25 protein-coding genes are annotated in these 23,700 nt (G+C 40.4%); 21 read left to right on the plus strand and 4 right to left on the minus strand.

The annotated features are described in order from the left end of the window. Position 1: 1 nt before the first annotated feature. From NST40_RS14120 to NST40_RS14175, 12 genes are all read left to right on the plus strand, one after another. Positions 2–1,216 carry a hypothetical protein gene (locus tag NST40_RS14120; RefSeq protein ID WP_076275689.1) on the plus strand — a complete coding sequence of 405 codons (1,215 nt, stop codon included), beginning with the start codon at positions 2–4 and terminating at the stop codon, positions 1,214–1,216. Positions 1,217–1,424: 208 nt separating this feature from the next. After that, positions 1,425–1,907, plus strand: a complete 483-nt coding sequence (locus tag NST40_RS14125; protein ID WP_038570783.1) for a DUF2975 domain-containing protein — start codon at positions 1,425–1,427, stop codon at positions 1,905–1,907. 10 nt (positions 1,908–1,917) lie between these two features. Next, a complete protein-coding gene (locus tag NST40_RS14130; RefSeq protein ID WP_076129351.1) occupies positions 1,918–2,133 on the plus strand; it encodes a helix-turn-helix transcriptional regulator in 216 nt (71 codons plus the stop codon). 2 nt (positions 2,134–2,135) lie between these two features. Next, positions 2,136–2,912 carry a DUF817 domain-containing protein gene (locus NST40_RS14135; protein WP_342410808.1) on the plus strand — a complete coding sequence of 259 codons (777 nt, stop codon included), beginning with the start codon at positions 2,136–2,138 and terminating at the stop codon, positions 2,910–2,912. Between the two features lie 184 nt (positions 2,913–3,096). Next, positions 3,097–3,753, plus strand: coding sequence for a CatB-related O-acetyltransferase (locus NST40_RS14140; protein WP_076219090.1), 657 nt, complete (start codon positions 3,097–3,099; stop codon positions 3,751–3,753). Positions 3,754–3,903: 150 nt separating this feature from the next. Further along, positions 3,904–4,419 (plus strand): GNAT family N-acetyltransferase, encoded by a 516-nt coding sequence (locus tag NST40_RS14145; protein WP_076219091.1) that lies wholly within the window; start codon positions 3,904–3,906, stop codon positions 4,417–4,419. Positions 4,420–4,449: 30 nt separating this feature from the next. Continuing rightward, positions 4,450–4,686, plus strand: coding sequence for a DUF3977 family protein (locus tag NST40_RS14150; RefSeq protein WP_076129355.1), 237 nt, complete (start codon positions 4,450–4,452; stop codon positions 4,684–4,686). Between the two features lie 116 nt (positions 4,687–4,802). Beyond that, a complete protein-coding gene (locus tag NST40_RS14155; protein ID WP_076275687.1) occupies positions 4,803–6,191 on the plus strand; it encodes a serine hydrolase in 1,389 nt (462 codons plus the stop codon). Position 6,192: 1 nt separating this feature from the next. Then, the gene (locus tag NST40_RS14160; RefSeq protein WP_076275686.1) at positions 6,193–6,882 is read left to right on the plus strand and encodes a hypothetical protein; all 690 of its coding nucleotides are present in this window, start codon (positions 6,193–6,195) and stop codon (positions 6,880–6,882) included. A 76-nt stretch (positions 6,883–6,958) separates the two neighbouring features. Next, positions 6,959–8,041, plus strand: a complete 1,083-nt coding sequence (locus NST40_RS14165; protein ID WP_256718898.1) for a CHAP domain-containing protein — start codon at positions 6,959–6,961, stop codon at positions 8,039–8,041. Positions 8,042–8,333: 292 nt separating this feature from the next. After that, complete coding sequence (locus NST40_RS14170; RefSeq protein WP_036678138.1) at positions 8,334–8,732, plus strand: Rrf2 family transcriptional regulator; 399 nt, start codon at positions 8,334–8,336, stop codon at positions 8,730–8,732. Positions 8,733–8,840: 108 nt separating this feature from the next. Then, positions 8,841–9,533 carry a class I SAM-dependent methyltransferase gene (locus NST40_RS14175; protein WP_076219095.1) on the plus strand — a complete coding sequence of 231 codons (693 nt, stop codon included), beginning with the start codon at positions 8,841–8,843 and terminating at the stop codon, positions 9,531–9,533. A gap of 336 nt (positions 9,534–9,869) precedes the next feature. Here NST40_RS14175 and NST40_RS14180 read toward each other — a convergent pair whose 3' ends face one another. Continuing rightward, complete coding sequence (locus NST40_RS14180; protein WP_248548207.1) at positions 9,870–10,778, minus strand: aldo/keto reductase; 909 nt, start codon at positions 10,776–10,778, stop codon at positions 9,870–9,872. Between the two features lie 161 nt (positions 10,779–10,939). Between NST40_RS14180 and msrA the strand changes: the two genes are divergently transcribed. From msrA to NST40_RS14200, 4 genes are all read left to right on the plus strand, one after another. Next, positions 10,940–11,452, plus strand: a complete 513-nt coding sequence (gene msrA / locus NST40_RS14185) for a peptide-methionine (S)-S-oxide reductase MsrA (protein WP_076219097.1) — start codon at positions 10,940–10,942, stop codon at positions 11,450–11,452. 169 nt (positions 11,453–11,621) lie between these two features. Continuing rightward, entirely contained in the window at positions 11,622–12,812 is a 1,191-nt protein-coding gene (locus NST40_RS14190) for a cell wall-binding repeat-containing protein (protein WP_342410809.1), read from the plus strand. Between the two features lie 98 nt (positions 12,813–12,910). Continuing rightward, positions 12,911–13,618, plus strand: a complete 708-nt coding sequence (locus tag NST40_RS14195) for a response regulator transcription factor (RefSeq protein WP_341002475.1) — start codon at positions 12,911–12,913, stop codon at positions 13,616–13,618. Next, the gene (locus NST40_RS14200; RefSeq protein WP_341002476.1) at positions 13,615–15,018 is read left to right on the plus strand and encodes a HAMP domain-containing sensor histidine kinase; all 1,404 of its coding nucleotides are present in this window, start codon (positions 13,615–13,617) and stop codon (positions 15,016–15,018) included. Before NST40_RS14195 ends, NST40_RS14200 begins: the two co-directional genes overlap by 4 nt. 54 nt (positions 15,019–15,072) lie before the next feature. Here NST40_RS14200 and NST40_RS14205 read toward each other — a convergent pair whose 3' ends face one another. Next, a complete protein-coding gene (locus tag NST40_RS14205; RefSeq protein WP_076185873.1) occupies positions 15,073–15,621 on the minus strand; it encodes a PadR family transcriptional regulator in 549 nt (182 codons plus the stop codon). A 153-nt stretch (positions 15,622–15,774) separates the two neighbouring features. Between NST40_RS14205 and NST40_RS14210 the strand changes: the two genes are divergently transcribed. Continuing rightward, entirely contained in the window at positions 15,775–17,223 is a 1,449-nt protein-coding gene (locus NST40_RS14210) for an MDR family MFS transporter (protein WP_076185870.1), read from the plus strand. Positions 17,224–17,301: 78 nt separating this feature from the next. Here the strand turns inward: NST40_RS14210 and NST40_RS14215 are convergent, their stop codons facing one another. Further along, positions 17,302–17,796, minus strand: coding sequence for a DUF6803 family protein (locus NST40_RS14215; protein WP_076129365.1), 495 nt, complete (start codon positions 17,794–17,796; stop codon positions 17,302–17,304). Between the two features lie 129 nt (positions 17,797–17,925). Here NST40_RS14215 and NST40_RS14220 point away from each other — a divergent pair, with 129 nt between their 5' ends. Beyond that, positions 17,926–18,606: an HAD family hydrolase gene (locus tag NST40_RS14220; RefSeq protein WP_076219101.1), complete on the plus strand. Its 681-nt coding sequence runs from the start codon at positions 17,926–17,928 to the stop codon at positions 18,604–18,606. Next, positions 18,603–19,199 carry a GNAT family N-acetyltransferase gene (locus NST40_RS14225; protein WP_076275680.1) on the plus strand — a complete coding sequence of 199 codons (597 nt, stop codon included), beginning with the start codon at positions 18,603–18,605 and terminating at the stop codon, positions 19,197–19,199. The genes NST40_RS14220 and NST40_RS14225 overlap by 4 nt, the downstream gene beginning before the upstream one ends. A 687-nt stretch (positions 19,200–19,886) precedes the next feature. Here NST40_RS14225 and NST40_RS14230 read toward each other — a convergent pair. Beyond that, positions 19,887–20,939 carry a 2,3-butanediol dehydrogenase gene (locus tag NST40_RS14230; protein ID WP_339248640.1) on the minus strand — a complete coding sequence of 351 codons (1,053 nt, stop codon included), beginning with the start codon at positions 20,937–20,939 and terminating at the stop codon, positions 19,887–19,889. 315 nt (positions 20,940–21,254) lie between these two features. Between NST40_RS14230 and NST40_RS14235 the strand changes: the two genes are divergently transcribed. Both NST40_RS14235 and cysK read left to right on the plus strand, forming a co-directional pair. Continuing rightward, the gene (locus tag NST40_RS14235) at positions 21,255–22,277 is read left to right on the plus strand and encodes a LacI family DNA-binding transcriptional regulator (RefSeq protein WP_076194230.1); all 1,023 of its coding nucleotides are present in this window, start codon (positions 21,255–21,257) and stop codon (positions 22,275–22,277) included. A gap of 112 nt (positions 22,278–22,389) precedes the next feature. Continuing rightward, positions 22,390–23,322: a cysteine synthase A gene (gene cysK, locus NST40_RS14240; RefSeq protein WP_342410810.1), complete on the plus strand. Its 933-nt coding sequence runs from the start codon at positions 22,390–22,392 to the stop codon at positions 23,320–23,322. Positions 23,323–23,700: the final 378 nt, after the last annotated feature.

Below are 23,700 nucleotides of genomic sequence, written 5' to 3' on the forward strand. Positions count from 1 at the left end.
AATGAGAAAATATATGGTTACCGCCGTTCTTGTAGTGTTCTCGGTTGTTACAATCGGGACGTATTATGTACAAGCCTCACAAGAGACACTACCTAATTATAAGCTGACGATGGTTCAAGGGGATGCTTCTCTCGTTGAAGGTATAGCCTTATACGGAAATTATCTGACTAAGGATAGTGTTTTTGGCATCAAACGAGCTAATATCACTACAAATGGTACAGATTATCCAGATGAAAAGTTAACGATCAGCCAAAGCTTAAACCGAAGACCAGTGAATACACAATTGGATAAATGGAGGGATCAGCATCGTCAGTTCATGCGTGGAAAGAAGAACTTAGCTGGGTTCTATGAAAATCAGGATATGCTTGCTTACGTGAATTGGACCGTAGATAAGCAGCAATCAAATGATTCATCAGCGAAGAAAAATGCTAGACTCAGTATTTCTGTGCTTAATAAGCAGAAGGATAATACGCAGGAAATCAGATCCGATATCAATGTGGATCATGATATTTCAGATATCTATGTACAAAATGTACAGCTTGTTGATCAAGAGCTTGTTGCAATGGTGTTTTTGAATCACGGCGCCAAAGGTTATGTAACTGAACCGCAGATTATCCGTGTTAATCTAACAACAAAGGAGATTACGAATGAGCCGCTCGTATTACCAGGAGCTAAATCTGAAGCAGCAAATGGGGATAATCAATTCGTTAGGTTAGCCAATCAAAATCTGGATCACTCGGATCAATGGATTTTAACGGTTAGTAAAGATAATCATAAAAAGGCATATCAAGTAGATGTTGCAACAGGACAAATCTCGCCGCTCGCGTTCCAAGGGCATGAAATGTTATTGAATAATATTATGAATGCGTATGGACAGAAAATTTATTTCCTGCAAAAAGCTGTATCGGGTAAGGAGAATATAGGATTTACTGTGATTTCTTACGATCTCGTGAGTAAAGAATATGAGACTACTCTGAAGAATACAAATATAGATTTAAGTGAAAACATTACCTATGATTTTAAACAAGACTATCTCTATATTGTGGGTTATAAGAATATGGGTAATAAGTACTTCAAAGGTAATCGTCTGTATGTATTCAATTTGACAAGCGGTAACCTTGAATACGAAGGAAAAGCAGTATCAACAGAGGTTACAAATCAGGCTGAAGATGAAGCTAACATGGATTTGAATTTTATCGATCTCGGTCAGTATTAGAATTACTTGTAGAATAGAAAAATAGAGATAAAGAGATATGAAAAGGTACCAAGGCCGAGCTAATGACTTCTAATAGTCAATTAGCTCGGCCTTTTAGTCGAAAATTATAAAACAACCAATAATCACTGTATATCGATTAAAATATATTGTAAAACGATAAATAATGTGATAAATTCAATTCACAATAAATCTGTGAGGTGTGTTTTTTATGGAAAGAGGATCAACACTTTTTTTAAGGGCAGCGGTTATTCTTATTGGTATCCCGGTGCTTGCTTTGTGCATATTTGTGGTGCCGGAAATAGCGAGTTTCGCAGCAGAACTGTATCCGGATTATAGTTTATTGAAATATCTCATTGCCATTGATTTGTATGCCTCGGCGATACCTTTTTACTTTGCACTGTATCAAGCTTTTAAACTGTTAGGCTATATTGACAAAAACAATGCTTTCTCGGAAATGTCTGTGCAGGTTTTAAAGAAAATAAAATATTGTGCAATCATCATCAGTTGCTTGTATGTAGTTGGTATGCCACTCTTTTACCTCATGGCGGAGAAAGATGATGCCCCAGGGATTATAGTCATCGGCTTGATTATCATTTTTGCCTCCATGGTGATTGCCGTTTTTGCTGCAGTTCTACAAAAGCTTTTAAAAGAAGCTATTGATATAAAATCAGAAAATGACTTAACTGTCTGAGGTGAAAACAATGGCGATTATAATTAATATCGACGTGATGCTGGCTAAAAGAAAAATGAGTGTTACTGAGCTTTCGGAGAGAGTTGGAATAACAATGGCTAATCTTTCTATATTGAAAAATGGAAAAGCAAAAGCGGTGCGATTATCAACGTTAGAGGCAATTTGTAAGGCTTTGGAATGTCAGCCTGGAGATCTATTAGAATACAAAAATGATGAGGAAACATAAGAATGAAGTCAATAACACAATTACTGCATTTCGGATATCATCAGGCGATGAGTTGCATATTTCCTGTTGCGATTTTTGGGACTTTAGCTCTTTCTAACATAATAGAAATGCCTTTTCTTTACCGTTATGATGCCATTCTTCTAATACTGCTTACAGTGCAGTACCTCATGTACCGTACTGGATTAGAGACACTGGATGAAATAAAAGTAATCTGTGTGTTCCACGTTATTGGTTTATTGCTGGAAATCTATAAGGTAAAGATGGGTTCATGGGCATACCCTGAGCCAGGGTTTACGAAGGTGTTTGGTGTACCCCTCTATAGTGGATTTATGTATGCAAGTGTCGCAAGCTTTATGTGCCAGATATGGCGAAGATTGAAAATGGATATGACCGGTTGGCCGGGGCTTGCTTCAGCGGGATTGTTGGGAGGAGCCATCTATTTAAATTTTTTCACACATCATTTCATTCCTGATTTTCGTTGGTGGCTGACAGCGTTTGTGGTTGTTGTCTTCTGGAAAACATGGATCATTTATAGGGTACGGACGGTTACCTATCGAATGCCCTTGACACTGGCCTTTTTTATTGTAGGATTTTTTATCTGGTTAGCTGAAAATATCGCTACATTTTTTAATGCATGGAAATATCCTGATCAATATCAAACGTGGCAACTGGTTAGTTTCAGTAAGATCAGTTCGTGGTTCCTTCTAGTGATCATTAGCGTCATTATAGTTGCCCAGCTTAAACATGTTAAGGCTAGCCGTAATCCGATAAAATCATAATTGAGCTGAGTTCGGACAATACGGTTGATTTGACGAATAAATCATTCGTTTGTTACAATGACGGCATCAATTAGGAAAAGGATGAGGACGATGGTTCGTCGTTTGAAAAGGTTTAAGAATGTCGCTACTGCATCAAGCTTCTAAGTATAAATGAATTACATTACTTAGAAGCGAGGGAAAGAAAATGAAACAACATCAGTTTAGCCACTGGTCTGAAACTAAGTATTTAAAGGATATTGTCACCAACCCAATGATAGAGGTAGGAGAGTACTCTTACTACTCTGGTTATTACGATAATCTTGATTTTGAAGATGGGTGTGTCAGATACCTTTGGGGTGATGAACAATCAAGAAAGTTGTTTAATCCCAGTGAAGATTATGGCTGGCATTTAGATAAATTGAGTATAGGAAATTATGTTTGTATTGCTAGTGGTGTAATTATTCTCATGGGTGGGAATCACAATCATCATCCTGAATGGATTACCGTGTATCCTTTTGTAGACCAGATTGCAAACTCTTACGAATCCAAAGGGGATACAATCATTGCTAGTGATGCCTGGATTGGGATGAATGCAATGATTATGCCCGGTGTGAAAATAGGCGAAGGTGCTATTGTTGCGGCAGGATCAGTTGTTGTAAAGGATGTCCCAGCGTATACGATAGTAGGCGGCAATCCTGCTAAAGTGATCAAGCAACGGTTTACAGATCAAGAAATCGAAAAGTTAAAGGAAATGCGCTGGTTCGATTGGAAACGTGAGAAAATTGAACAAGCCACGTCTATCTTTTCCAGTTCATCTATTGATCAATTATATGACTTTTACCTTAAAGAAATAAAAAAATAACAAAATCAGAACAGGCTGCCGGTATATTCGGCAGCCTGTTCTTTTATCTGACAGGTTAGTTTAACAATAATTGTTTTTTACCAGATTAATCCTAATTAGTATGTTAATATAGGAATGGACTCATTTAATAAGTTAGGAGGAAATTATATTATGGCCTTACCTTTACAAATCCGTCGAATGACACAAAACGATATTGATATTATACATATGGGGTTATCTGAGCATGACGTAAGCCAACCTCTTGATTATGTCCAACGTTGTTGGCAAGAAAATCAAAATGAAAAGCGAGTTACACTTTTAGCTTTTTGTGAAAATGAGTTTGTTGGATGGGGACATGTGGTATACAGATCGGAATATCCTTATTTTGCAGAGAATAATATACCTGAAATTCAAAACTTTGACGTCATCCCGCCATTTAGGAAACGTGGGGTAGGAAGTGTATTAATTGAAGCTCTTGAAAAAGATGCTTTTACTATATCTAATACTATTGGTATTGGATTTGGATTATACGCTGACTATGGAACCGCACAACGGATGTATATAAAGCGTGGTTTTATCCCTGATGGGCGGGGAATCATGTACGATAATAAGCCTATTGAGCCTGGGGCACATGTTTGTGTCGACGATGATCTCTGCCTTTATCTTATAAAAACTATTGAGCAATAAAAGCAGCTCATGTACGGGGGGAGATAGATTTTGAAGTATATCGAATTTGGTCTCGGCAATACATGGCTTATTAGAACTGAAACGGAGTTAGAGGATGGAACGGAATATGAAGAAAAAGGCATAGTGAAACCGGTAAAGTTCCGCTCATTATATTTAAGGATTTGGATTGGCAAAACTGTAATCATTCTAGACTTAAAACAAGGCTTGAAAATATGTAAGAAGAGTCGTAAAACGTTGAAGATTATTTTTGGTATAACAAGTCTTTAGGTTAAGTATGACAAGGTTGCCGTCTAAATGAACAAATGGAGGAGACCTGACACGAGACTTAGTGCTCTACCTGAGAATTATTAAAAACTCAAAATATAACGACAAGCGAGGTTTAAATGGATAATCCAGAGAATTTGACCCAAGCGCTGTCTAAGTTTTATGAAGAACTTGAACGATCTGATTTACCGGTTAATACTTTTATGCTATTGCGTAAGGGAGAAGTTATTACCGAGTTTTATCGTCAACCGTACCGCAAAAACGTTCCCCAGGTTTTATTTTCTCTAAGTAAGAGCTTTACATCTATTGCAGCAGGCATAGCATGGGATAACGGTTATTTTGAATTAACGGATAAAGTGGTTTCTTTTTTCCCGGATCAGCTTCCTAGCTCAATTTCACCTAATTTAGAGAAGATGACGATACATCATCTTCTTTCCATGAATACAGGACATAACAATAATATATATGGTGCGATAGCCAAGCAAAATGATTGGGTTCGTGCCTTTTTAGCTTTGGACGTAGAAGATGAACCGGGAAGTTATTACAATTACAATACACACGCCACTTATATGGTTTCGGCTATTATCGAAAAGACGACTGGAGAAAATCTTGTTGATTTTCTAATGCCAAGATTATTTGCCCCGTTGGACATAGAAAGACCGGAATGGGAGACTTGCCCGTTAGGAATTGTTGCTGGTGGAATGGGACTAAGCATACCAACAGATGGAATCGCGAAATTTGGCCAGATGCTCCTCAATCAAGGGGTTTACAATAGTCGTAGAATTGTTTCGAAAGATTATTTAAAGCTGGCGCTAAATGAACAAAGCGATAATCGTTGGGGACAAAATAAGGCTGACTGGTCAAACGGATATGGTTATCAGTTCTTTATGTGCAGGAATGGATGTAAGATGGGGAATGGAGCTTTTGGTCAATTGTGTTTCATTGATCCGAGTCAAGAGATTGTGATTGCTGCAACTTCAAGTTTTACCGAGATGAAGAAGTTACAGGATTTTTTAGATATCATATATGCAAATTTACTGAACTTTGATTGGCCAACGGTTGCATCTAACATTATTAAACCTCCTACATTTACCTCCTTAGTAGACAGGATAGTTAAAGTAGATTATAGATCGTATGGTGGAACCTATATCTTTGAAGACAATAAGCATAAAATCAAAGAATTAACATTGAAGTTTGAAGATGAGCACCTTAGTTTTTCTTTACTTTACGACGATCATTTAGATGAATTTCCGTTCGATTTTTCAAGGACTACCCATGCAAAAAGTTTATTTATTAAAGACTTATCCCTTAGTGAGCAGGAAGTTTGTACATCTGCAAGCTGGCAATATGATGATTCCAAATTAATCCTCACGGTATATTACATTGAAACCCCTTACGTAGTTGATTACACCTTGAGCTTTAGCGGTAAAAAAATTGAACTGTATATGCATAGGAATCTTTCCTTGGAGGTTAGAGAAGACATAACTGTTATTGGTTGGGAGGGATGAAATGACCAAGGGTAAAGCTTGGATAACTGTTTTATTTTTGCTGTTTTCATTAGTTTTTGTGGGAATCACACATCAGGGAACTATGTTGGGGGATTACCTCTTCAGAACTATTGGAATTCCACCTTGGAGCGAGCCTGCGACAAACCATGGTTTACATTATTCAGCAATATTCGGGATCATTTTGTTAATTTTCAGTGGGAATTTAACTATAATGCACTTTAAGCAGCGCTATAAAAAATATGTAGGCAGAACGGTTATTCTTTTTTTTATAATTTTTTATTATTTGTATCCATTTCTAACAGAACGATTGTATTATCTTGTGAATATGAACAATGATGGAATTGAAGTTGTGGATTTCCTGGAAAAAGATTCGCACTGTATGTACGGTACTCAAGAGGATATTGTGCAGGTTCAATGTACAATCAGGCTAATCAACTATGGCGGGCAAAATGAAACCATTAAGATTCGTCCAATTTTTCGAGAGTATGTTAATCCTCAAGGGATCTGGTCATTCGCAGAGGTTCAGCCGCAAGAAATCACCTTGTTACCAAGATCTAATATTAGACATCACATTTATTTTGAGAGTAAGCCTGATGCTCGGATCGCTGAATTCGGGGCGGACGGTAATACCGATTATTTTGGTGTGGAGTTCGTCAAGGATGGACAGAAAAAGGTAGTCTTTAGGGAATGAATTGATAAAAATAAATATGTGAGTTATTTGCTTTAATATTATTACAGCTGAGTAGTAACGGAAGGGAAGGTTTCCAGTGACTCAACGCCTGATAACAAAAGTAAACCAGCGCCTTGATAGTGTGCGTGTGCTTGTTCAAGATATGATCATGTCTATAGGTAGCGAACAACGGAAACAGGAAGCGTGTGTTCATCTGTACGGAGTGTCTAGTTTCGCTTCATTGCTTGCCATGAAAAGAGAACAAAATCAGGAATTGGCAGCCATTATAGGACTGCTTCATAATTATTATTTCTTCAAAACCGGAGTCAAGGAATTTCCAGGTCCCAACAGTGCTGATACCGTAAGGCCTTTATTAAAAGACTTGAATATGTTTACCAAAGAAGAGCTGACTCAAATTCTAAAGGCAATCTTCCATCAAGGGGACAGGAATAAAGTTCAGGGTCCCTATGAAGAGATTCTAAAGGATGCTCAAGTTCTACAATTACACTTGCAGAATAGGGGATGTAATGTAACACTACAGGACACGAATAGGCTTCGGAATGTACTTCGTGAAATGACGATTCCAGAGGATTTTTTGGAAGAGATAGATTACAGCAGCGGGGCTGAAGTTCTCCAGCCTACGGATAAACGTGGCAAGTTAGCTAATATTGCTGAAGCATTTGGAAAAGAAAACATTGTTGGAATACCAGGAAACGAACGATATCGAAAAATCTGTAAATATTGGCCTGACCAAGGGATTTATAAAGTATTACAAAACAATTGGTGCGCAGCATTTGTATATTACTGCTGTATGCAAGCTGGATTTCTGCTGCCGATTCGATATCCGAATGCTGATTTTCGATTAGCTGGCGTAGGGGCTTGGTTAGAGTGGGCGCAACTACCTGAGACCGCATTTTTTTATTTTGACGGGCAAGAGGGGTTTACTCCTCAGCGTGGTGATATTGTGATTTATGAAAAATTGCTAACTAATGACCCTCACGATCATACAGGTATTGTTTTAGCATGCGATGACAAGGAGATCTTAGTTGCTGAAGGAAATAGGGATAATCAGAATTATTCCAGTGTTTTCTACAGAGATCGCTGGCATTGCGTATATGGCTATATCCGTATCGCTAATGACTATGAATTTGAGTTTAGTGGTGAGTATACTCCAATTTAGTTGAGGGGAGTTCATTCGGATGATCCCAGTTAAGAATATTATGGCTGAGTATTTATTAATGTCTAACCCTAATTTTGAATTATTTTCAGAACAAGCTCTGGAAAAAAAATACGCTGCAACAGCAAAAACATCTATATAAAACTCCGGTTTTTATCGTTACTTTTGAAAGGAAAAATGAGCCAGCTTGGGACAAAGGTTCTTGAGCTTCTTCTCTTTTAAAAAGCGAACAAACTTGCCTTTTAGCAATGTTAGAGTTATCATAGATTTCTAAAGTCGTTAATGGAGGTGCTGAATGAAATATTCCCAAGCGACAGATTATGCACTTCATGCAATGCTCTATATGGTGACGGTGGCGTCTGATAAGCCGGTGGGTGTTCAATTGCTTGCTGAGAAGTTAGGTGTTTCCCAAACCTATCTGTCCAAAATGATGACTAAGCTAGTGAAGGCTGGATTGATTCAATCTGCACCTGGTGCTAATGGTGGTTATCGTCTCAGACGCAAGTCGGAAGAAATCTCTTTTTTGGATATTATCCATGCAATCGAAGGAACGGCTTCCTTTTTTGAATGCAGTCTAGATCACGGAAGTGAGTGTCTGATTCAACAGGTTGTGATTGACGCTGAGCGACAGATGGAGCAGTACTTAGAGAACACGAAAATTGCAGATTTGGCAAAAACGATGAAGACGGAGTAAAGATCCGTTCTTTTTTCGGGGTTATTAGAGACAATATAAATCCGTAATGACTTTAATGTGGGTTTTGATACTAAAATGTGAAGTTTAAAACAATGGAGGATGATTACAATGACTGAAGAGCAAAAATTAAATGCCAAGAGGGCGACCTATGAAAAAACCACTCATATTTCGATTCCATCTTATGATTCATTATTTTCGATGATCCAATCTTATTTTCGCTTCGAGTTAGGTGACATCCCTGTATCTATGCTCGTGGTCGGTGCGGGCGGAGGAAATGAATTTTCGGCATGGGGGCCATCTAACCCAAACTGGACATTTACCGGAGTGGATCCTTCGGAAGATATGCTTAAGATCGCGAAATTAAAGATAGATGAACTGGACTTAGAGAGCCGTGTCAGTCTGATTCCTGGGACAATCGATGATCTTCCTCAGCAGGACTCAAAGTTCGATGTGGCAAGTTGTATTTTGGTCCTTCATTTCATCCATGATGTTCAAGAAAAATTGAAATTACTTCGCTCCATAAAGGATAATCTGAAACCGGGTGCTCCATTTGTTCTCGTAAGTGCATATGGAGATTTGGATGATCCTGAACTCCACGACAGAATAAACGTATGGAAAAGCTTTTGGGTTGCAGGATATGAATCTCCCGAAGCGTTTGATAATGTAAGTAGCAATATTACAAAAATTTCTTTCCTTCCTGAAAAACAAATTGAAGAGTTATTGAAAGAATCAGGCTTCACAAGAATCACTCGATTTTATTCTACTGGAATTATGGCAGGCTGGATGTGTCACGCGGAGTGACTTGAATACTTTCGGACCCAGATGACGTTATTTGTATATATTTAGGCGTTGGAGCATGATTTCGGACTCCAGTGCTGCTATTCCTTAAATAGAGGATGATATATGGTGATTATCATGCTCATAGCGGCTATGGAGTCCGCGAGCACCCTTAATATAGGAAAAAGTAGCGTATAAGGTCAACTGTGTCCTATAGTGCGATTCATAAGTGTGATTAGTACTTAATTAAACCAAGTTTAAGGATTAGATCAGCGATCAGGTAGCTTCAAAAAGGAGGGGGTGCCCAACAGCCATTGTATGGCTATGGACACCCCATTGTTTTTAACGAAAGTGACTAATCTATACATGAAGCTTGTAACGATTTGCTTTGCTTATCCGCTGAATGTCTGCAAGTTCCTCCGAAGTGAGTGGAGCTACATCAGCAGCCATTACATTGCTTTTTAATTGCTCCAGACTGCTTGCCCCAGGAATAATAACGGCTACAGATGGATTAGCTAGTGGATAATGAAGCGCTGTTTGTGCAAGATTGCGAGAGTCACTAGTTTCCTGCGAAAGCTGATCATGCAAATTCAGAAGTTCCTCACTACTGTAATCTAAGTAATTCTTCTCCGCCTTGCTGCGACCACGCTCTGACAGTATGCCCCCTGCTAAAGGTCCGCGTGCAATCATGCTAATTCCATGCTTAGCTAGCAGAGGAAGGATTTCTTCCTCAGGACGTCGATCTAAAATGCTATATTGGCTCATAACACTTACGATATTTGATTTTTTCACATATTCTCTAATTACATTAGGACGAATAGAAGAGATCCCATAATAGCGGATAAGACCCTCTTGCTTAAGTTCTTCAAAAGCTTCAATCGTTTCGTCAATTGGATCTTCAATAGTGCCGCCATGCAGCTGGTATAGATCGATGTAATCGGTTTGCAGCCGTTTAAGACTATCTTTGACTGCATTTTTAATATAGGCTTTTGAAGGGTCCCAGCTCCAGCCTTCTTGGCCGGGAATTCTGCGGTTGCCAACTTTTGTGGTCAGGATTACATCCTGTCGACGTTGACGAATGGCTTTGCCAATAATTTCTTCATTACGGCCCTCATCATAAAGATCTGCTGTATCAACAAAATTGATTCCTTGATCGAGTGCTTCATGAACAATGGAAATGGCTTTCGCCTCATCCGTACCCAAAGACATACAGCCAAGTCCTATCTCACTAACATACAAATCAGATTGTCCTAAACGATTTTTTCTCATAGCGCATTCCTTTCTACTTCTGTTGTTGTTATATTATAACGTTTTGGAGAATTGAATTCTAATGGTGCTTCGGACTTCCATTGACTTTATGATCTTTTGGCTTTATCGTCATAGCATATATTCTTAATTAGATGAAGATAGATAGGGAGAGATTGGATCATATGGAACAAGCGATGTTTGCAGGCGGATGTTTTTGGTGCATGGTGACACCGTTTGAGGAATTACCAGGCATTCATGGAATTGTATCGGGATATGCGGGAGGGATAACTGAGAATCCAACCTACGAAGAAGTCAAAACCGGAACAACGGGGCATTACGAGGTTGTGCAGATTACGTTTGATCCAGCGCTTTTTTCATACGAGAAGCTGCTTGAATTATATTGGCCTCAGATTGACCCTACCGATGATGGTGGGCAATTTCAGGATCGAGGAACTCAGTACCGGACAGCGATCTTCTATTATAATGAAGAACAGCGTTTAGCAGCTCTTGCCTCGAAGGAACAGGTTGCGGGCAGTGGTAGATTCTCCGGTCCAGTCATTACGGAAATTCTTCCGGCGCCAACTTTTTATCGTGCAGAAGAGTATCATCAGGATTATCATCATAAGAATCCCAAGCACTACAAAGAAGATCGGGAGCAATCCGGTCGGGATACTTTTATCGCTAAACACTGGTAAGTGTTGAAAAAACTTTAAACCAAGAGCATCCTGAGTCATTCATGGCTTACGGGATGCTCTTTTTGCATTATATACAAATTTTATTTATTTTAAATTCTACATACTTTCCACACATTTGTAGACTAAACTACTCTAAATCAAGCGAGAACATCACACAGGAGGGTTTAGGATGAAAAAAATCATACCATTTGTTGCCGTTAGTTTGCTTTTGAGTACAGTGTTAACAAGCTGCCAATCAGGCAATAATGTTCCATCTAAGGTTAATTCGCAAGCTAGTTCTGCAACGGTGGAGCAACCATGGATAGCTACGAAGAATACTACTCGTATTAACACTTCAGATCCGATTCAAGCCGCAGTGTTAGTTTCTCAGACTTTATGGACTGCGCAAACAAAGAATAATAGACCTTCAAGTGTAGTTTTGACGGATGTGAGTAATTGGCAGATCGCCGCAGTTAGTGCAGATTTGATTCATCATCCCAGTAATGGGCCTGTACTGTATACCACAAAAGAAGGGGTTCCTGAGGTTACTCTCGCTGAACTTAAGCGACTGAATCCAATAGGTGCTGAAGGCAATAAAGGGGTTCAGGTAGTGCTTGTTGGGCTTATGGCATCCAATGTCGAACAACAATTAAAGGCCATTGATTTAAAAGTAGACCGGATAGAAGGGGATGAGCCAGCGGCAGTAGCTCAGGCTATAGATACTTATTACGCCAAAGCAGCGGGTGAACTTCCAAAGTCGGTCATTATTGGTTCTATGGATAGCCCTGAGTACACGTTGCCAGCAGTGAATTGGATCGCACATATGCCTGAACCTCTTCTCTTTGTAACCAAAGACGAAATTCCTAATTCAACGGTCGAGGCTTTAAAAGAACGTGGAGGTAGCGCAACCATTTACATCCTCGGACCAGAAGACATTGTCTCAGCAGATGTAGAAAAGCAATTAAAAGAATACGGAACAGTTACCCGTATAGCTGGAGAAGATGTTTTTAAGAACGCTATAGCTTTTGCAAGTTTTAAGGATGCCAATAACGGATTCGGCTGGGGAATCACTACACCCGGTCATAACCTGTCTTTGTTAACCACGGATTCTACGATGCTCGCTATCGCCGCTGCGCCTTTTTCCCATTTGGGGAAACATGCGCCGCTTGTTTTTACGGAAAAAGACGGGCTGCCAGATTCAGTAATGGAGTATATGATGGAGCTTCAACCTAAATTTCAAGATTCACCAGCAGAAGGTCCTTACAATCATGCTTGGATAACTGGAGATAACCCTACAATAAATGAGCGAGCACAAAGTGAAATCGATGACATGCTAGAAATCTCACCTGCTGCAGGAGGCAATCCGCATTCCGGCCACTAACCATCATCACAGGCTGGCATCATTTAGGGATGATGTCGGCTTGTTCTGTGTTTTTTTTGTATAATGAGAAGAACTAGGTCATAAAGAGGGTGAACGGCTTGAATAAGCTACAGATACTGATCGTAGATGATGAGTGGAACATGCGGAATTTATTGCGGATTTATTTAAGTAAAGAAGGGATGTCTACCAAAGAGGCGTCAACGGGTCATGAGGCACTCCAACTGTTGAAACAACACAGCTTTGACCTAATCTTGCTGGATGTGATGATGCCGGATATGGATGGCTGGCAGGTCTGCAAGCTGGTGAGGGAGTCAAGCTCTATCCCAATTCTAATGCTAACCGCACGTTCTGAAACCAAGGATAAGGTACGTGGTCTCGGTATAGGTGCAGATGATTATCTTACTAAACCGTTTGAGCCGGAAGAATTAGTGGCTAGGATTTATTCTCTGCTGCGGCGTTCAACACTTACTTTTGTTCAACAACCTCAGGAAAAGGTGCTCACATACCCTGATTTTAAAATATACCCAGAAGCTAGGGAGGTACATATTCAGGATACATCCATTGAATTCACGCTCAAGGAGTTTGATCTACTGGCCACTTTGGCGCAAAACACTACCCGGGTTTTTACGAGAGAAGAACTGGTGGAGCGATTATGGGGGAATAATTATGAGGGGGAGAATCGTGTTATTGACACTCATATTAAGAATATCCGCGAGAAACTACATAAAGGAGGCCTAGCCTATAATCCGGTTCAGACGGTGTGGGGATTAGGTTATAAATTTCATGCTCCCGGTAATCAGGTATGAAAAATAACATCATTGGACTTAAGCTTGGTTTTGTTATAATGTCTGTTTTTGTAGTTGTTTTGCTTGTCCTTGGAGTTACTATAGACCGGATGTTTACAAGCTTCTATTACAACGAGATGCAAAAAGAGACGGAGGAACTCACCTCACATTTTATTGGAATGGCGGAATCGCAGGATAGTTCAAATGAACAGATGATGAGTACTTTTGCAGAATTTTCGGATGTCAGTATCTTTAATATCTCGAAGGATGGCCATGTGATACTCCACTCGGGTGTACATGATCGTTCGGATCGTTCATTCATCCATGCTTCGGATGTTAGTAGGATTTTTGCTGGGAAAAGTGTTGATTTTGAGTATAAAGATCCTGCTGGACATTCTTATTTTATCATTGGAAAACCAATAATGGAGGGGGATACAACTCAGTCTGCACTTTATGTAATGTCCTCTACAGAGAGTATGAAGCAATCTTTGGCTTCCATCCGGAACCTCCTGCTGATTGCAGGAATAGGGGCTTTTATATTGGCTTTAGGGATCACTGGTGTGATCGCCATGATTTTGTCCAGACCTCTGATCAAGATGCAAAAGGCAACCCGGAAAATCGCGGCTGGCGAGCTGGAAACGAGACTGTCTATACGTAGTAACGATGAGATTGGTTTTTTGGCTGCGGCCATAAATGATCTGGCTGTCGATCTGCAACGATACAGGGATACAAGGCAGGAATTTCTGGCAAATATCTCACATGAGCTGAGAACGCCCATTACATATTTGGAGGGGTACACCAAGGTTATAAAAGATGGGCTTTACGAGACCGAGGGGGAAAGGGATCTATACTTGGATATCATTCATCAGGAAGCACATCGGCTCCAGCATCTGGTGGATGATTTATTTGAACTGGCAAAGATGGAGGAAGGAAAGGTTACACTTACCCAAGAGTGGATCGATCTCAGTCAGCTAGCGGAACAAGCCGTGCGCAGAGTTGAACTGAAAGCAAAAGAGAAGGGATTACAGCTGAAGCTTCAGCTTAGCGGAGATGCGTATATGATCCGTGGAGATCAAAAACGTATGGAACAGATTATTATGAACCTTCTGGAAAATGCAATTCGTTATACGGATGAAGGCGAGATTATTGTTCATGTGGAATTTACAGCGGATGCTGCAACTCTAATAGTTGAAGATACAGGAATAGGTATTCCTGAGGAAGAGCTTCCCTATATCTTTGAGCGTTTCTACCGGGTAGAGAAATCACGTTCAAGACAATACGGTGGTTCAGGTCTGGGACTTTCCATTGTTAAAAAGCTGGTGGAATTGCATGGAGGCAAGATTCGAATGATGAGTCAGCCTGGAGCGGGTACTCGTTGCGAGGTGCAACTATTGAATTTATCTAAATCCGAATACATGTAAGTAAAAAGAGACTTCCGATACAAAATGAGGTCTCTTTTTTGCTTGTTTATAATGTTATTGATTCGACTCAAGCTCTTCAAGTGCCCATTCGCAGAATTGTATAGAGCTCTCCATATCAAGCACACGTTTGCGGATCAGTAAATAACGTCCAAAAGTGGTGGCTTTTAACTCACGAGTCTCACCGCGTTCATCACGCAAGACTTCGTTTGCTTTGAGCAAAACCTTGTATCGCTCCAGCTCACTTTTACAAAACTCTGCACGTTTTAGCAATAGGTCCTTGGCTTCTTTCGGGTTGGATAGCCATAAGCTATACAGCTTAAAATGCAGCTCATCCCGCAGCACCGGAGGCTCTGCAGTAGTTTCCACCCATTGCCGCAATTGTTCCAGTCCTGCTTTCGTAATGGAGTATTCTTTTTTATCCGGTTTGTCGGTCTGTTCAATGAGCTTAAAGGTGATATAACCTTGCTGCTCCATGCTCATTAATAGAGGGTAGATTTGACTATGTCCAGCACGCCAGAGCGGCTTGATATTCTGAGTTAATTCATATCCAGACAATGAGTTAGCGCTAAGTAAAGCTAGAAGTCCATAAGACAGTGTATTCATTACTATAAAGCCCTCCAGTTATTATAAATCCGTTTTCATTGAATTTTTCGGGGATATGTCATCATTGACATATTGATCATACGATTATAACATTATTCAAGTCACCTTATATATGTAAAAGTAGACATATAAAAAATAATGAGGAGGGGAAGCATGGAAGAAAATCAAGCAAGCAAAATACATTTTTGGCCGATCATGATTGCCATATTCTTCGGGAATTTCGTCTCTGTCTTAAGTACAACGACGATCAACATTGCTGTTCCTCTTTTAATGGATCATTTCAATACGAGTCTGAACACCATGCAATGGATGGTCACCGGTTTTATGCTGGCGACAGGAGTAACCGCACCACTCGCGGGATATCTCGGTGGAAGATTCAGCTACAAAAGGCTTTATCTTTTCGCCTTGATGGGATTCACCATGTTCTCTTTGTTTTGTGCTTTGGCATGGGATCCAACATCATTAATTGTATTTCGGATGCTTCAGGGTTCGTGCAGCGGTCTCATCATGGCTTGTACGATGACCATCATATTTCAAGTAATACCGGGAGAACGCAGACCTTTTGCAGTAAGCCTCTGGTCGTTATCCGCGATGGTCGCGCCAGCCATAGGACCAACGTTTAGCGGGTGGCTGCTCCAATATGCCAGCTGGCATTGGTTATTTTTAATTAACATCCCTATTGGAATCATAGCTGTTATTCTAACCCTAACGTTAATTCCATATTATCGAATGAATATTCCGAAGTCATTTGATATTCCTGGTTTCCTTACCGTTGTCCTCGGTAGTTTATCATTATTAACTGCATTTAGCCAAGGCAATAGCTGGGGATGGACTTCGTGGAAAACCTTATCGTTAATTCTTTTGGGAGTTGTGTTGTTAGTTTTGTTTGTTTTGCGCGAGCTGAAGGCGGAGGTACCTCTGCTGAATTTGCGTGTATTCCGTAATCGCCGTTTTACCGCCATGCTTAGTATCTATAGTTTAGTTACGATTGCGATGTATGCCGGAACCTATTTAACCCCTTTGTTCTTACAAACGGTAGAAGGGGCTACAACGCTTAAAACAGGGCTGATTTTATTGCCGTCCTCAATCCTCCTTGCCTTATTGAGTCCAATCGTAGGTAAGCTGTATCCAAAGTTCGGACCTGTGAAGTTGATTTCTGCGGGTATTTTATTTATATTCATCGGCTTATTCATGCTTAGTCGGCTGCAAACGAACATATCTTATAGCTTTATTATGTGGGCGATGGTCGTTCGTAATCTCGGCATTGGACTAGCCAATGTTCCAAGCAGTACAGCCTCAATGGAGGAAATTCCTGTCGAATGGTCTGGACATGCTACGTCGATCAACAACTGGGTCCGCAATGTGTTAAGCTCACTTGGGATTGCAGTATTCACCTCCCTGCTGTCGAGTAGATCCTTACTCCACTCTAAAGAGTTGATCAGCTCCGGTGCAAGTAATACAGATTCGATACGTTTGCTATCGTTCACGATGGGTGTGAATGATGTTTTTGTGGTAGGTTCCATTATTGTTTTGTTTGGATTTCCACTGATGTTTTTATTACGCAAGAAGCGTACTGTGGTAACTGTACAAAACGCAGGATGACCGGTACGATACAAAAAGCAGATCAAGGTTTTATCCTTGATCTGCTTTTTGTCTTAGATTACGTTTTGTTAATAAACTTTAATGCATCATATCGCCCATTCCACCCATACTCCCTACAATTTCCGGATTAATCATCCCAAATATCATCGCGATATGCGCCACGACCAAGAATCCACTAATAAGCAGAAAATGCAGCTTCATCTTGTGCTCTTCCGATCGTTTACGGGCAATCAGACCAAGATCTAACAAAGCCAGTGGCAATAAGAAGAGTACTCCGCTTAAATAGAAGCCCACGGCTACGATATCAACCCATGTGTGCCATTCCCCATTCACAGACAAAGGAATAAACGCAGTCGGGAACAAGTAGAGGAATACACCTGTGAAATATATCCCTGCGAGTATGCTGCAGACTTTGTTGAAGGATCGTAGTGGGCCTGTTAGATTCTTGGTGAACAAAATAATAAACTCTGTAATGGTAATCGTCTCAGCAAAAATCACGGGGATGGCCATGAATATAATCAAATTCCAAGGCTGGTTGTCCGCTAGCAAAGACATGTAATGCGTCATGTTCATAAGATACTCCTCCGATAATATGTAATAGCTTCAGTTACTTATCGTATTCGAGAAGTATGTGGAAAGTATGTGGAAACGAAGGTATGATAAATATATGCAATAATAACAGTCGAGGGGAGCAAGACAACCGTGGGAAGAGGATTACAAAACATTTTATTTGATTTAGATGGTACTTTAACAGACCCCAAAGAAGGCATCACCAAAAGCGTAGAATACGCTTTGAACAAATTTGATATACAGATCGAGCATTTGGATGAGCTTCTTCCTTACATAGGTCCTCCGTTATATGATTCTTTTATCGAGCTGCACCATTTCACTGAGGAACAAGCGCTTCAAGCGGTTGCTTTTTACCGGGAGCGTTACAGTGCCACGGGATTATTTGAGAATATGGTGATTGAAGGTATACCCCAATTGCTGGAGGGACTTAAGACGAATGGATACTCATTGTATGTAGCAACCTCCAAACCGACTGTTTTTGCAGCACAGATTCTTGAGCATTATAAGCTCGATCATTATTTCAAACATATCGGAGGAAGTAATCTGGACGGTACCCGTTCTAAGAAGCAAGAGGTTATTCAGTACGTGCTTGATGAGAATGACATACATCCAGAGGAAGCGGTAATGATAGGAGATCGTAAGCATGATATCATCGGTGCTATTGGCTGTAGTGTTGAATCCATTGGAGTGACTTTTGGTTATGGTCCCAAGGAAGAGCTTGAACAAGCCGGAGCAGACCATATCGCCTTTCGTGTGGAAGAAATTGCAGATATCATTCAGCATATTTCATTGAGAGAACGGTGCACCAAATGAGTGTTATGAATACTCAAATACTTGACGGGAAATCGATTAAGCTGGTTCCAATAGATGAAAGTCTTGCAGAAGGATTGGCGAGAGTGTTAAGAAATCCAGACATCTGGGAATTTACCTGGCGAAAAATAACGTCGGACGAGCAGGTGCAAGGATTAATCTCAACAGCTTTAGCGAATCAAAAGAACGGTTCACAAATTACCTTTACTATCATTGATAAAGCAACGGAGCGAATTATCGGAACCACTCGTATTATGCATCCGGATTTGGTTCATCGTAACGCTGAAATTGGATGTACCTGGATCTCACCAGACTATTGGAGAACTAGTGTGAACACAGAAGGCAAGTCGCTGCTGCTACACTATTGTTTTGAAGAACTAAAGCTGATCCGCGTAGAATTTACAGTGGTCGCGAACAACTTGAGGTCACAAAGAGCAGTAGAACGAATAGGGGCGGTTAAAGAAGGGGTTCTGCGTAAGCATAGAATCAAGTCTGACGGATCGATTCATGATAATGTGGTCTTTAGCATATTGGATACCGAATGGCCTGCTGTAAAAGAGAATCTGCATTATTTGATAAATGATAAATACGCATAAGTATAGATGAAGCAAACAAACGGGCTAGGGGCCGTTCCATAGGGAGCTACACTTCATCTATAATTGATGAATCATAGTGGTGACGGAAGCAATTTGTTAAAGCAGAGTGAGCGTTTAATTGTATTTTGTACAACTATAATTCCTTAATTGGTCGGGGTATAGATATAACTGTATTTAGTACATCTATATTCCTCATTTAATTTCTTATAGGTGGATTTTCAGGGTTTTAATTGTACAGAATACAATTAAAACAAGAATAGTTACTTTTGCACACGGAATAAGTGTACAGAATACAGTTATTTCACATTTACCCTATATCACTCTCCATTATCTCATTCGAATCCTTTAAATTAGGTGCTAGAATTATAACAAGAGGGAATGCACCGGAAGCTACGTTCTGTCTGAAAGGATTTCTTCAAGGCATCAGACTTGCAACTCCTGCTTAGTGAGGATGAATATACTTTGGTGGATCAGCGGATGATTAAGCGAGTTAAGCCAGAGCGTATAAGGATTTGCCCATAAATTTGCTTAAACACCCCCCACAGATCAAAAACACCAGGCAGTGATACTCCAATCCCGGAGAATCGCTGCCTGGTTTTTTTTAATAACAGAGACCGCTACAAATTCTAGAAAGAGCTGCTTGGAGCAGCGCCTTCTTTTATGATTCAGCCAATAGGCTGCTTATGGTTATTGTTTAGGACTTACAAGGATTTTTACTTGATTTTTTTCTTTCAAAAGAGCCTCAAACCCGTGATCAATCACTTCATTCAGTTTAATTCTCTTAGTAACAAGTTTTTCAGCAGGGAAGTACCCTTGTTCCATCAAGCTAATTACAGCGGGGAAAACATCACGGTAACCAATGATACCAGTTAAGTTGCGTTCTTTAAGTACGATATTGTTTGGAGTAATCGTAGCATCTTTTTCGAAAATACTAACGATCATGATTTGTCCACTCAATTTAGTGGAATTAATGGCTTGGGTTAGAACGGGAGGTACACCTGTCACTTCAAACGCAACATCTACGCCACCATCGGTACGTTTTTGAATTTCTTCGACCACATCATATTGTTTAGGATCGATTACAATACCACCAAGTTCCTTAGCTTTACTCTTACGTTCCTCGGAAAGTTCTACCACATAGATTTCAGCTGCGCCGGATGCTTTCAAAGCTTCAATGACCAGCAAACCGATTGGGCCAGCACCGAATACTACAGCTTTATCTCCAACCTTCAGTTGACTGGAACGAACAGCGTGTAGAGCAACGGCAGAAGGTTCCACCAGAGCACCTTGTTCATAGGATAAGCTGTCTGGAATTTTGTGCACCATATGTTGGTCTGCTGCGACGTATTCTGAGAATCCACCGCCACCACCAGCCAAACCTAGGAAGCCCATTTTTTCACAAAGATTATATTTACCTTGTCGACAAGCCACACATTCACCACATGCAAAAACAGGCTCTACGACGACGCGATCACCAACATTAAACTTGCTAACGCCTTGACCTACTTCTACGATTTGTCCAGAGAATTCATGTCCCATTACGACTGGAGCTTTTTCACCAGTAAGGGGATGATCTGTTCCTTGGGGAATGAAAATAGGACCGGCTACATATTCGTGAAGATCGCTGCCACAAATTCCGCACCATTCGATTTTGATTTTCACTTTCCCTTCAAGGGCTGCTGGTTCTTCAATCGTTTCTAACCGTAGATCTTTGACGTTATGCCATCTTAATGCTTGCATATCATTCATCTCCTAGATTAATAATTGATAATAAATAGTGTTTTATTTCTGGAAAAGAGGAAACGTTTCCGAGAACAAATATGTCACATAATTTTCATATTGTCAAATTTAAATAATGAAAATATTAATATTGAAAATTAGTGAAAAATTTCACTAAAACAGAGTTATATCAAGCCTTTAGGCTCACATTAGTCGTTGAGATAAGTATTCTTCTATGTACTATTATGTTATAATCTATACATTGGAATTTTGACTTTAGATGAGTGGAATAGAGATAAATACGAAAACGATTCCGGAAATAAGGGGACTATCAGAGTGGCTAATAAAAACAAAGTAACCATAGAGGATGTAGCGAAACGGGCGGGGGTAGGTATTGCTACTGTCTCAAGAGCCATTAATAATTCAGAGGGAATTAGTTCCAAGACCAAGGCGCTGGTACTGCAAGTGATTGAGGAGATGGGTTTCACTCCAAATACCTCTGCGCAAAGCCTCAAAATCCGCCAAACGAAGCAAATTGCTCTGGCCGTTCCTGACATTCGCAACGCAATTATTCCGGATATCGCCTGGTCCGTAGAGCAAGCCGCCAAACAACATAGCTATCGGGTAATCCAGATTAATACTTCTGGCAACCCGCGGACTGAGCTCGAAACAATCCGTGAGGTCAAAAAATTACATGTAGATGGACTCATTATCATGCCTCTTGCTTATCCAAAGACCATGGTAGAGTTAATTAATAAATCGAGTGTTCCGGTCTCTATCATTAACTACGGGAAAAGAATCACAGAAAATGTGAAAGCTGACATCGTTAGTTTGTCACGTTTTGAAGGACAATTAGTGATGGAGCATTTAATCAATATCGGTCGTACTAGGATTGCATATGCAGGGGCACAAAAAGATCTTATTGAAGATCGTTATCTTGCTTATCAGCAAGCTTTAAATCAAGTGGATATTTCGCTTGTTTATTTTGGCGAAGACTTTTCCTTGCAAACTGGACTACAAGCCGCTGACTATTTCTACAGCCTGACGCATATGCCAGACGCTATTTATGCAGTGAATGACATGGTGGCCATAGGTATTGTGAATCGGTTTAAAGAATTAGGCGTACGTGTTCCAGAAGATGTGGCGGTGGTTGGGGTAGATAATAACGCATGGACAACTATCACAACGCCTCAGATTAGTTCAGTTTCCATCATGGGGAATGAAGTGGCACGATTAGCCACACAGCTTCTTTTGCAACGTATTCAGGATAATATTACCGGGGAGTATCAAAGGGTGCAGCTTGATCCGCGATTAATCGTGCGAGAGTCAAGTGTTTCGGTTAGACGTAGTACGAATTAAAGGCCTCAAGTTTGCGACTACTAAGAATGAATAGGTTGTAAATCCTTTAAATCCTGCTAGACTTAATACAGAGTAATTTGATTGGAAATTAAGAAATGAGGTGCGGATCATTATGGCTAATATTTATAAGAGCTTAACCGATCTGATCGGAAATACACCGTTATTAGAGATTTCAAGGTATAGTAAAACCCAAAACGTAGAAGCAAGGGTTCTTGCCAAGCTGGAATCTTTTAATCCTGCAGGTAGTGTTAAAGATCGTATTGGATATGCAATGATCAAAGATGCGGAAGAGAGAGGTCTCATCAATAAAGATTCTGTCATTATTGAGCCTACTAGTGGAAACACTGGGATAGGACTTGCTTTTGCAGCTGCTAGCTTAGGGTATTCACTGATCATCGTCCTACCAGATACATTTAGTATTGAACGCCGTAAATTAATGCTGGCATTAGGTGCTGAGCTTGTGTTAACACCGGGAACTGAAGGAATGAGCGGAGCTGTAAGAAAGGCAGAACAATTAGCTGCGGAAATTCCAAATTCATTTATTCCCCAACAATTCAGCAATCCTGCGAACCCGGAAATACACAGAACGACTACAGCAGAGGAGATTTGGCGGGATACCGATGGAGATGTTGATATTTTCATAGCGGGTGTTGGTTCTGGAGGCACTATCTCGGGTGTTGGGAAAGCGTTGAAAGAAAAGAACCCCGCAGTCCAAATTGTCGCCATCGAGCCGTTTGACTCTCCTGTTTTATCAGGAGGCCGTCCTAAGGGACATGGGATTCAGGGCATTGGAGCAAACTTTATTCCGGAGAATTACGATAATGAAGTGGTGGATGAGATTTTTCAGGTGAAAAATGATGATGCCTATAGCGTATCACGTGCACTTGCGAGAACAGAAGGATTGCTGGTGGGTATCTCCTCCGGAGCAGCTGTTTACGCAGCTACACAAATCGCTAAGCGTCCTGAGAATAAGGACAAGACCATCGTGGTGATTCTGCCGGATACCGGTGAACGTTACTTAACCACTACGCTGTTTGATTTTTAACGGAACATGAGCGCTAGATCCAAGGAATTGGCTTTAAAAAGCAAGCAAAAGGTTCAGCTATAGGCTGAGCCTTTTTGTTGTTGGAGTATTGGCTGTATATCTCCAGATAACGGGTATCTCAAGTAACTAAGAAGTTTAAGGGGGATTCAAATCTCCCATTATTACACGTAGCTAAGAAGTTCAAGGGGGATTCCAAATCTCCCATTTTGTATAGTAGCCAAGGAAGTTCAGTGTGTTACGGACCATATTGCAGCTATTTCGCCATTTAATCTCATTTTGCTGCGTTATCGGACTGTATAGCACTTATTGGCCAACATTTGCGGATAAGTGGTGTGGTTTTGAGTAAATAGCTGCAACTGAGTCCGATATACTACCCCA

Source organism: Paenibacillus sp. FSL R10-2778 (genome assembly GCF_038593035.1).
GTDB classification, from domain to species: Bacteria; Bacillota; Bacilli; order Paenibacillales; family Paenibacillaceae; genus Paenibacillus_AQ; species Paenibacillus_AQ odorifer.

Coding starts and splice junctions, on each gene's coding strand:
- NST40_RS14120 (WP_076275689.1), top strand. CDS start 2: ATGAGAAAATATATGGTTACCGCCGTTCTTGTAGTGTTCTCGGTTGTT.
- NST40_RS14125 (WP_038570783.1), top strand. CDS start 1,425: ATGGAAAGAGGATCAACACTTTTTTTAAGGGCAGCGGTTATTCTTATT.
- NST40_RS14130 (WP_076129351.1), top strand. CDS start 1,918: ATGGCGATTATAATTAATATCGACGTGATGCTGGCTAAAAGAAAAATG.
- NST40_RS14135 (WP_342410808.1), top strand. CDS start 2,136: ATGAAGTCAATAACACAATTACTGCATTTCGGATATCATCAGGCGATG.
- NST40_RS14140 (WP_076219090.1), top strand. CDS start 3,097: ATGAAACAACATCAGTTTAGCCACTGGTCTGAAACTAAGTATTTAAAG.
- NST40_RS14145 (WP_076219091.1), top strand. CDS start 3,904: ATGGCCTTACCTTTACAAATCCGTCGAATGACACAAAACGATATTGAT.
- NST40_RS14155 (WP_076275687.1), top strand. CDS start 4,803: ATGGATAATCCAGAGAATTTGACCCAAGCGCTGTCTAAGTTTTATGAA.
- NST40_RS14160 (WP_076275686.1), top strand. CDS start 6,193: ATGACCAAGGGTAAAGCTTGGATAACTGTTTTATTTTTGCTGTTTTCA.
- NST40_RS14170 (WP_036678138.1), top strand. CDS start 8,334: ATGAAATATTCCCAAGCGACAGATTATGCACTTCATGCAATGCTCTAT.
- NST40_RS14175 (WP_076219095.1), top strand. CDS start 8,841: ATGACTGAAGAGCAAAAATTAAATGCCAAGAGGGCGACCTATGAAAAA.
- NST40_RS14180 (WP_248548207.1), bottom strand. CDS start 10,778: ATGAGAAAAAATCGTTTAGGACAATCTGATTTGTATGTTAGTGAGATA.
- msrA (WP_076219097.1), top strand. CDS start 10,940: ATGGAACAAGCGATGTTTGCAGGCGGATGTTTTTGGTGCATGGTGACA.
- NST40_RS14190 (WP_342410809.1), top strand. CDS start 11,622: ATGAAAAAAATCATACCATTTGTTGCCGTTAGTTTGCTTTTGAGTACA.
- NST40_RS14200 (WP_341002476.1), top strand. CDS start 13,615: ATGAAAAATAACATCATTGGACTTAAGCTTGGTTTTGTTATAATGTCT.
- NST40_RS14205 (WP_076185873.1), bottom strand. CDS start 15,621: ATGAATACACTGTCTTATGGACTTCTAGCTTTACTTAGCGCTAACTCA.
- NST40_RS14210 (WP_076185870.1), top strand. CDS start 15,775: ATGGAAGAAAATCAAGCAAGCAAAATACATTTTTGGCCGATCATGATT.
- NST40_RS14215 (WP_076129365.1), bottom strand. CDS start 17,796: ATGAACATGACGCATTACATGTCTTTGCTAGCGGACAACCAGCCTTGG.
- NST40_RS14225 (WP_076275680.1), top strand. CDS start 18,603: ATGAGTGTTATGAATACTCAAATACTTGACGGGAAATCGATTAAGCTG.
- NST40_RS14230 (WP_339248640.1), bottom strand. CDS start 20,939: ATGCAAGCATTAAGATGGCATAACGTCAAAGATCTACGGTTAGAAACG.
- cysK (WP_342410810.1), top strand. CDS start 22,390: ATGGCTAATATTTATAAGAGCTTAACCGATCTGATCGGAAATACACCG.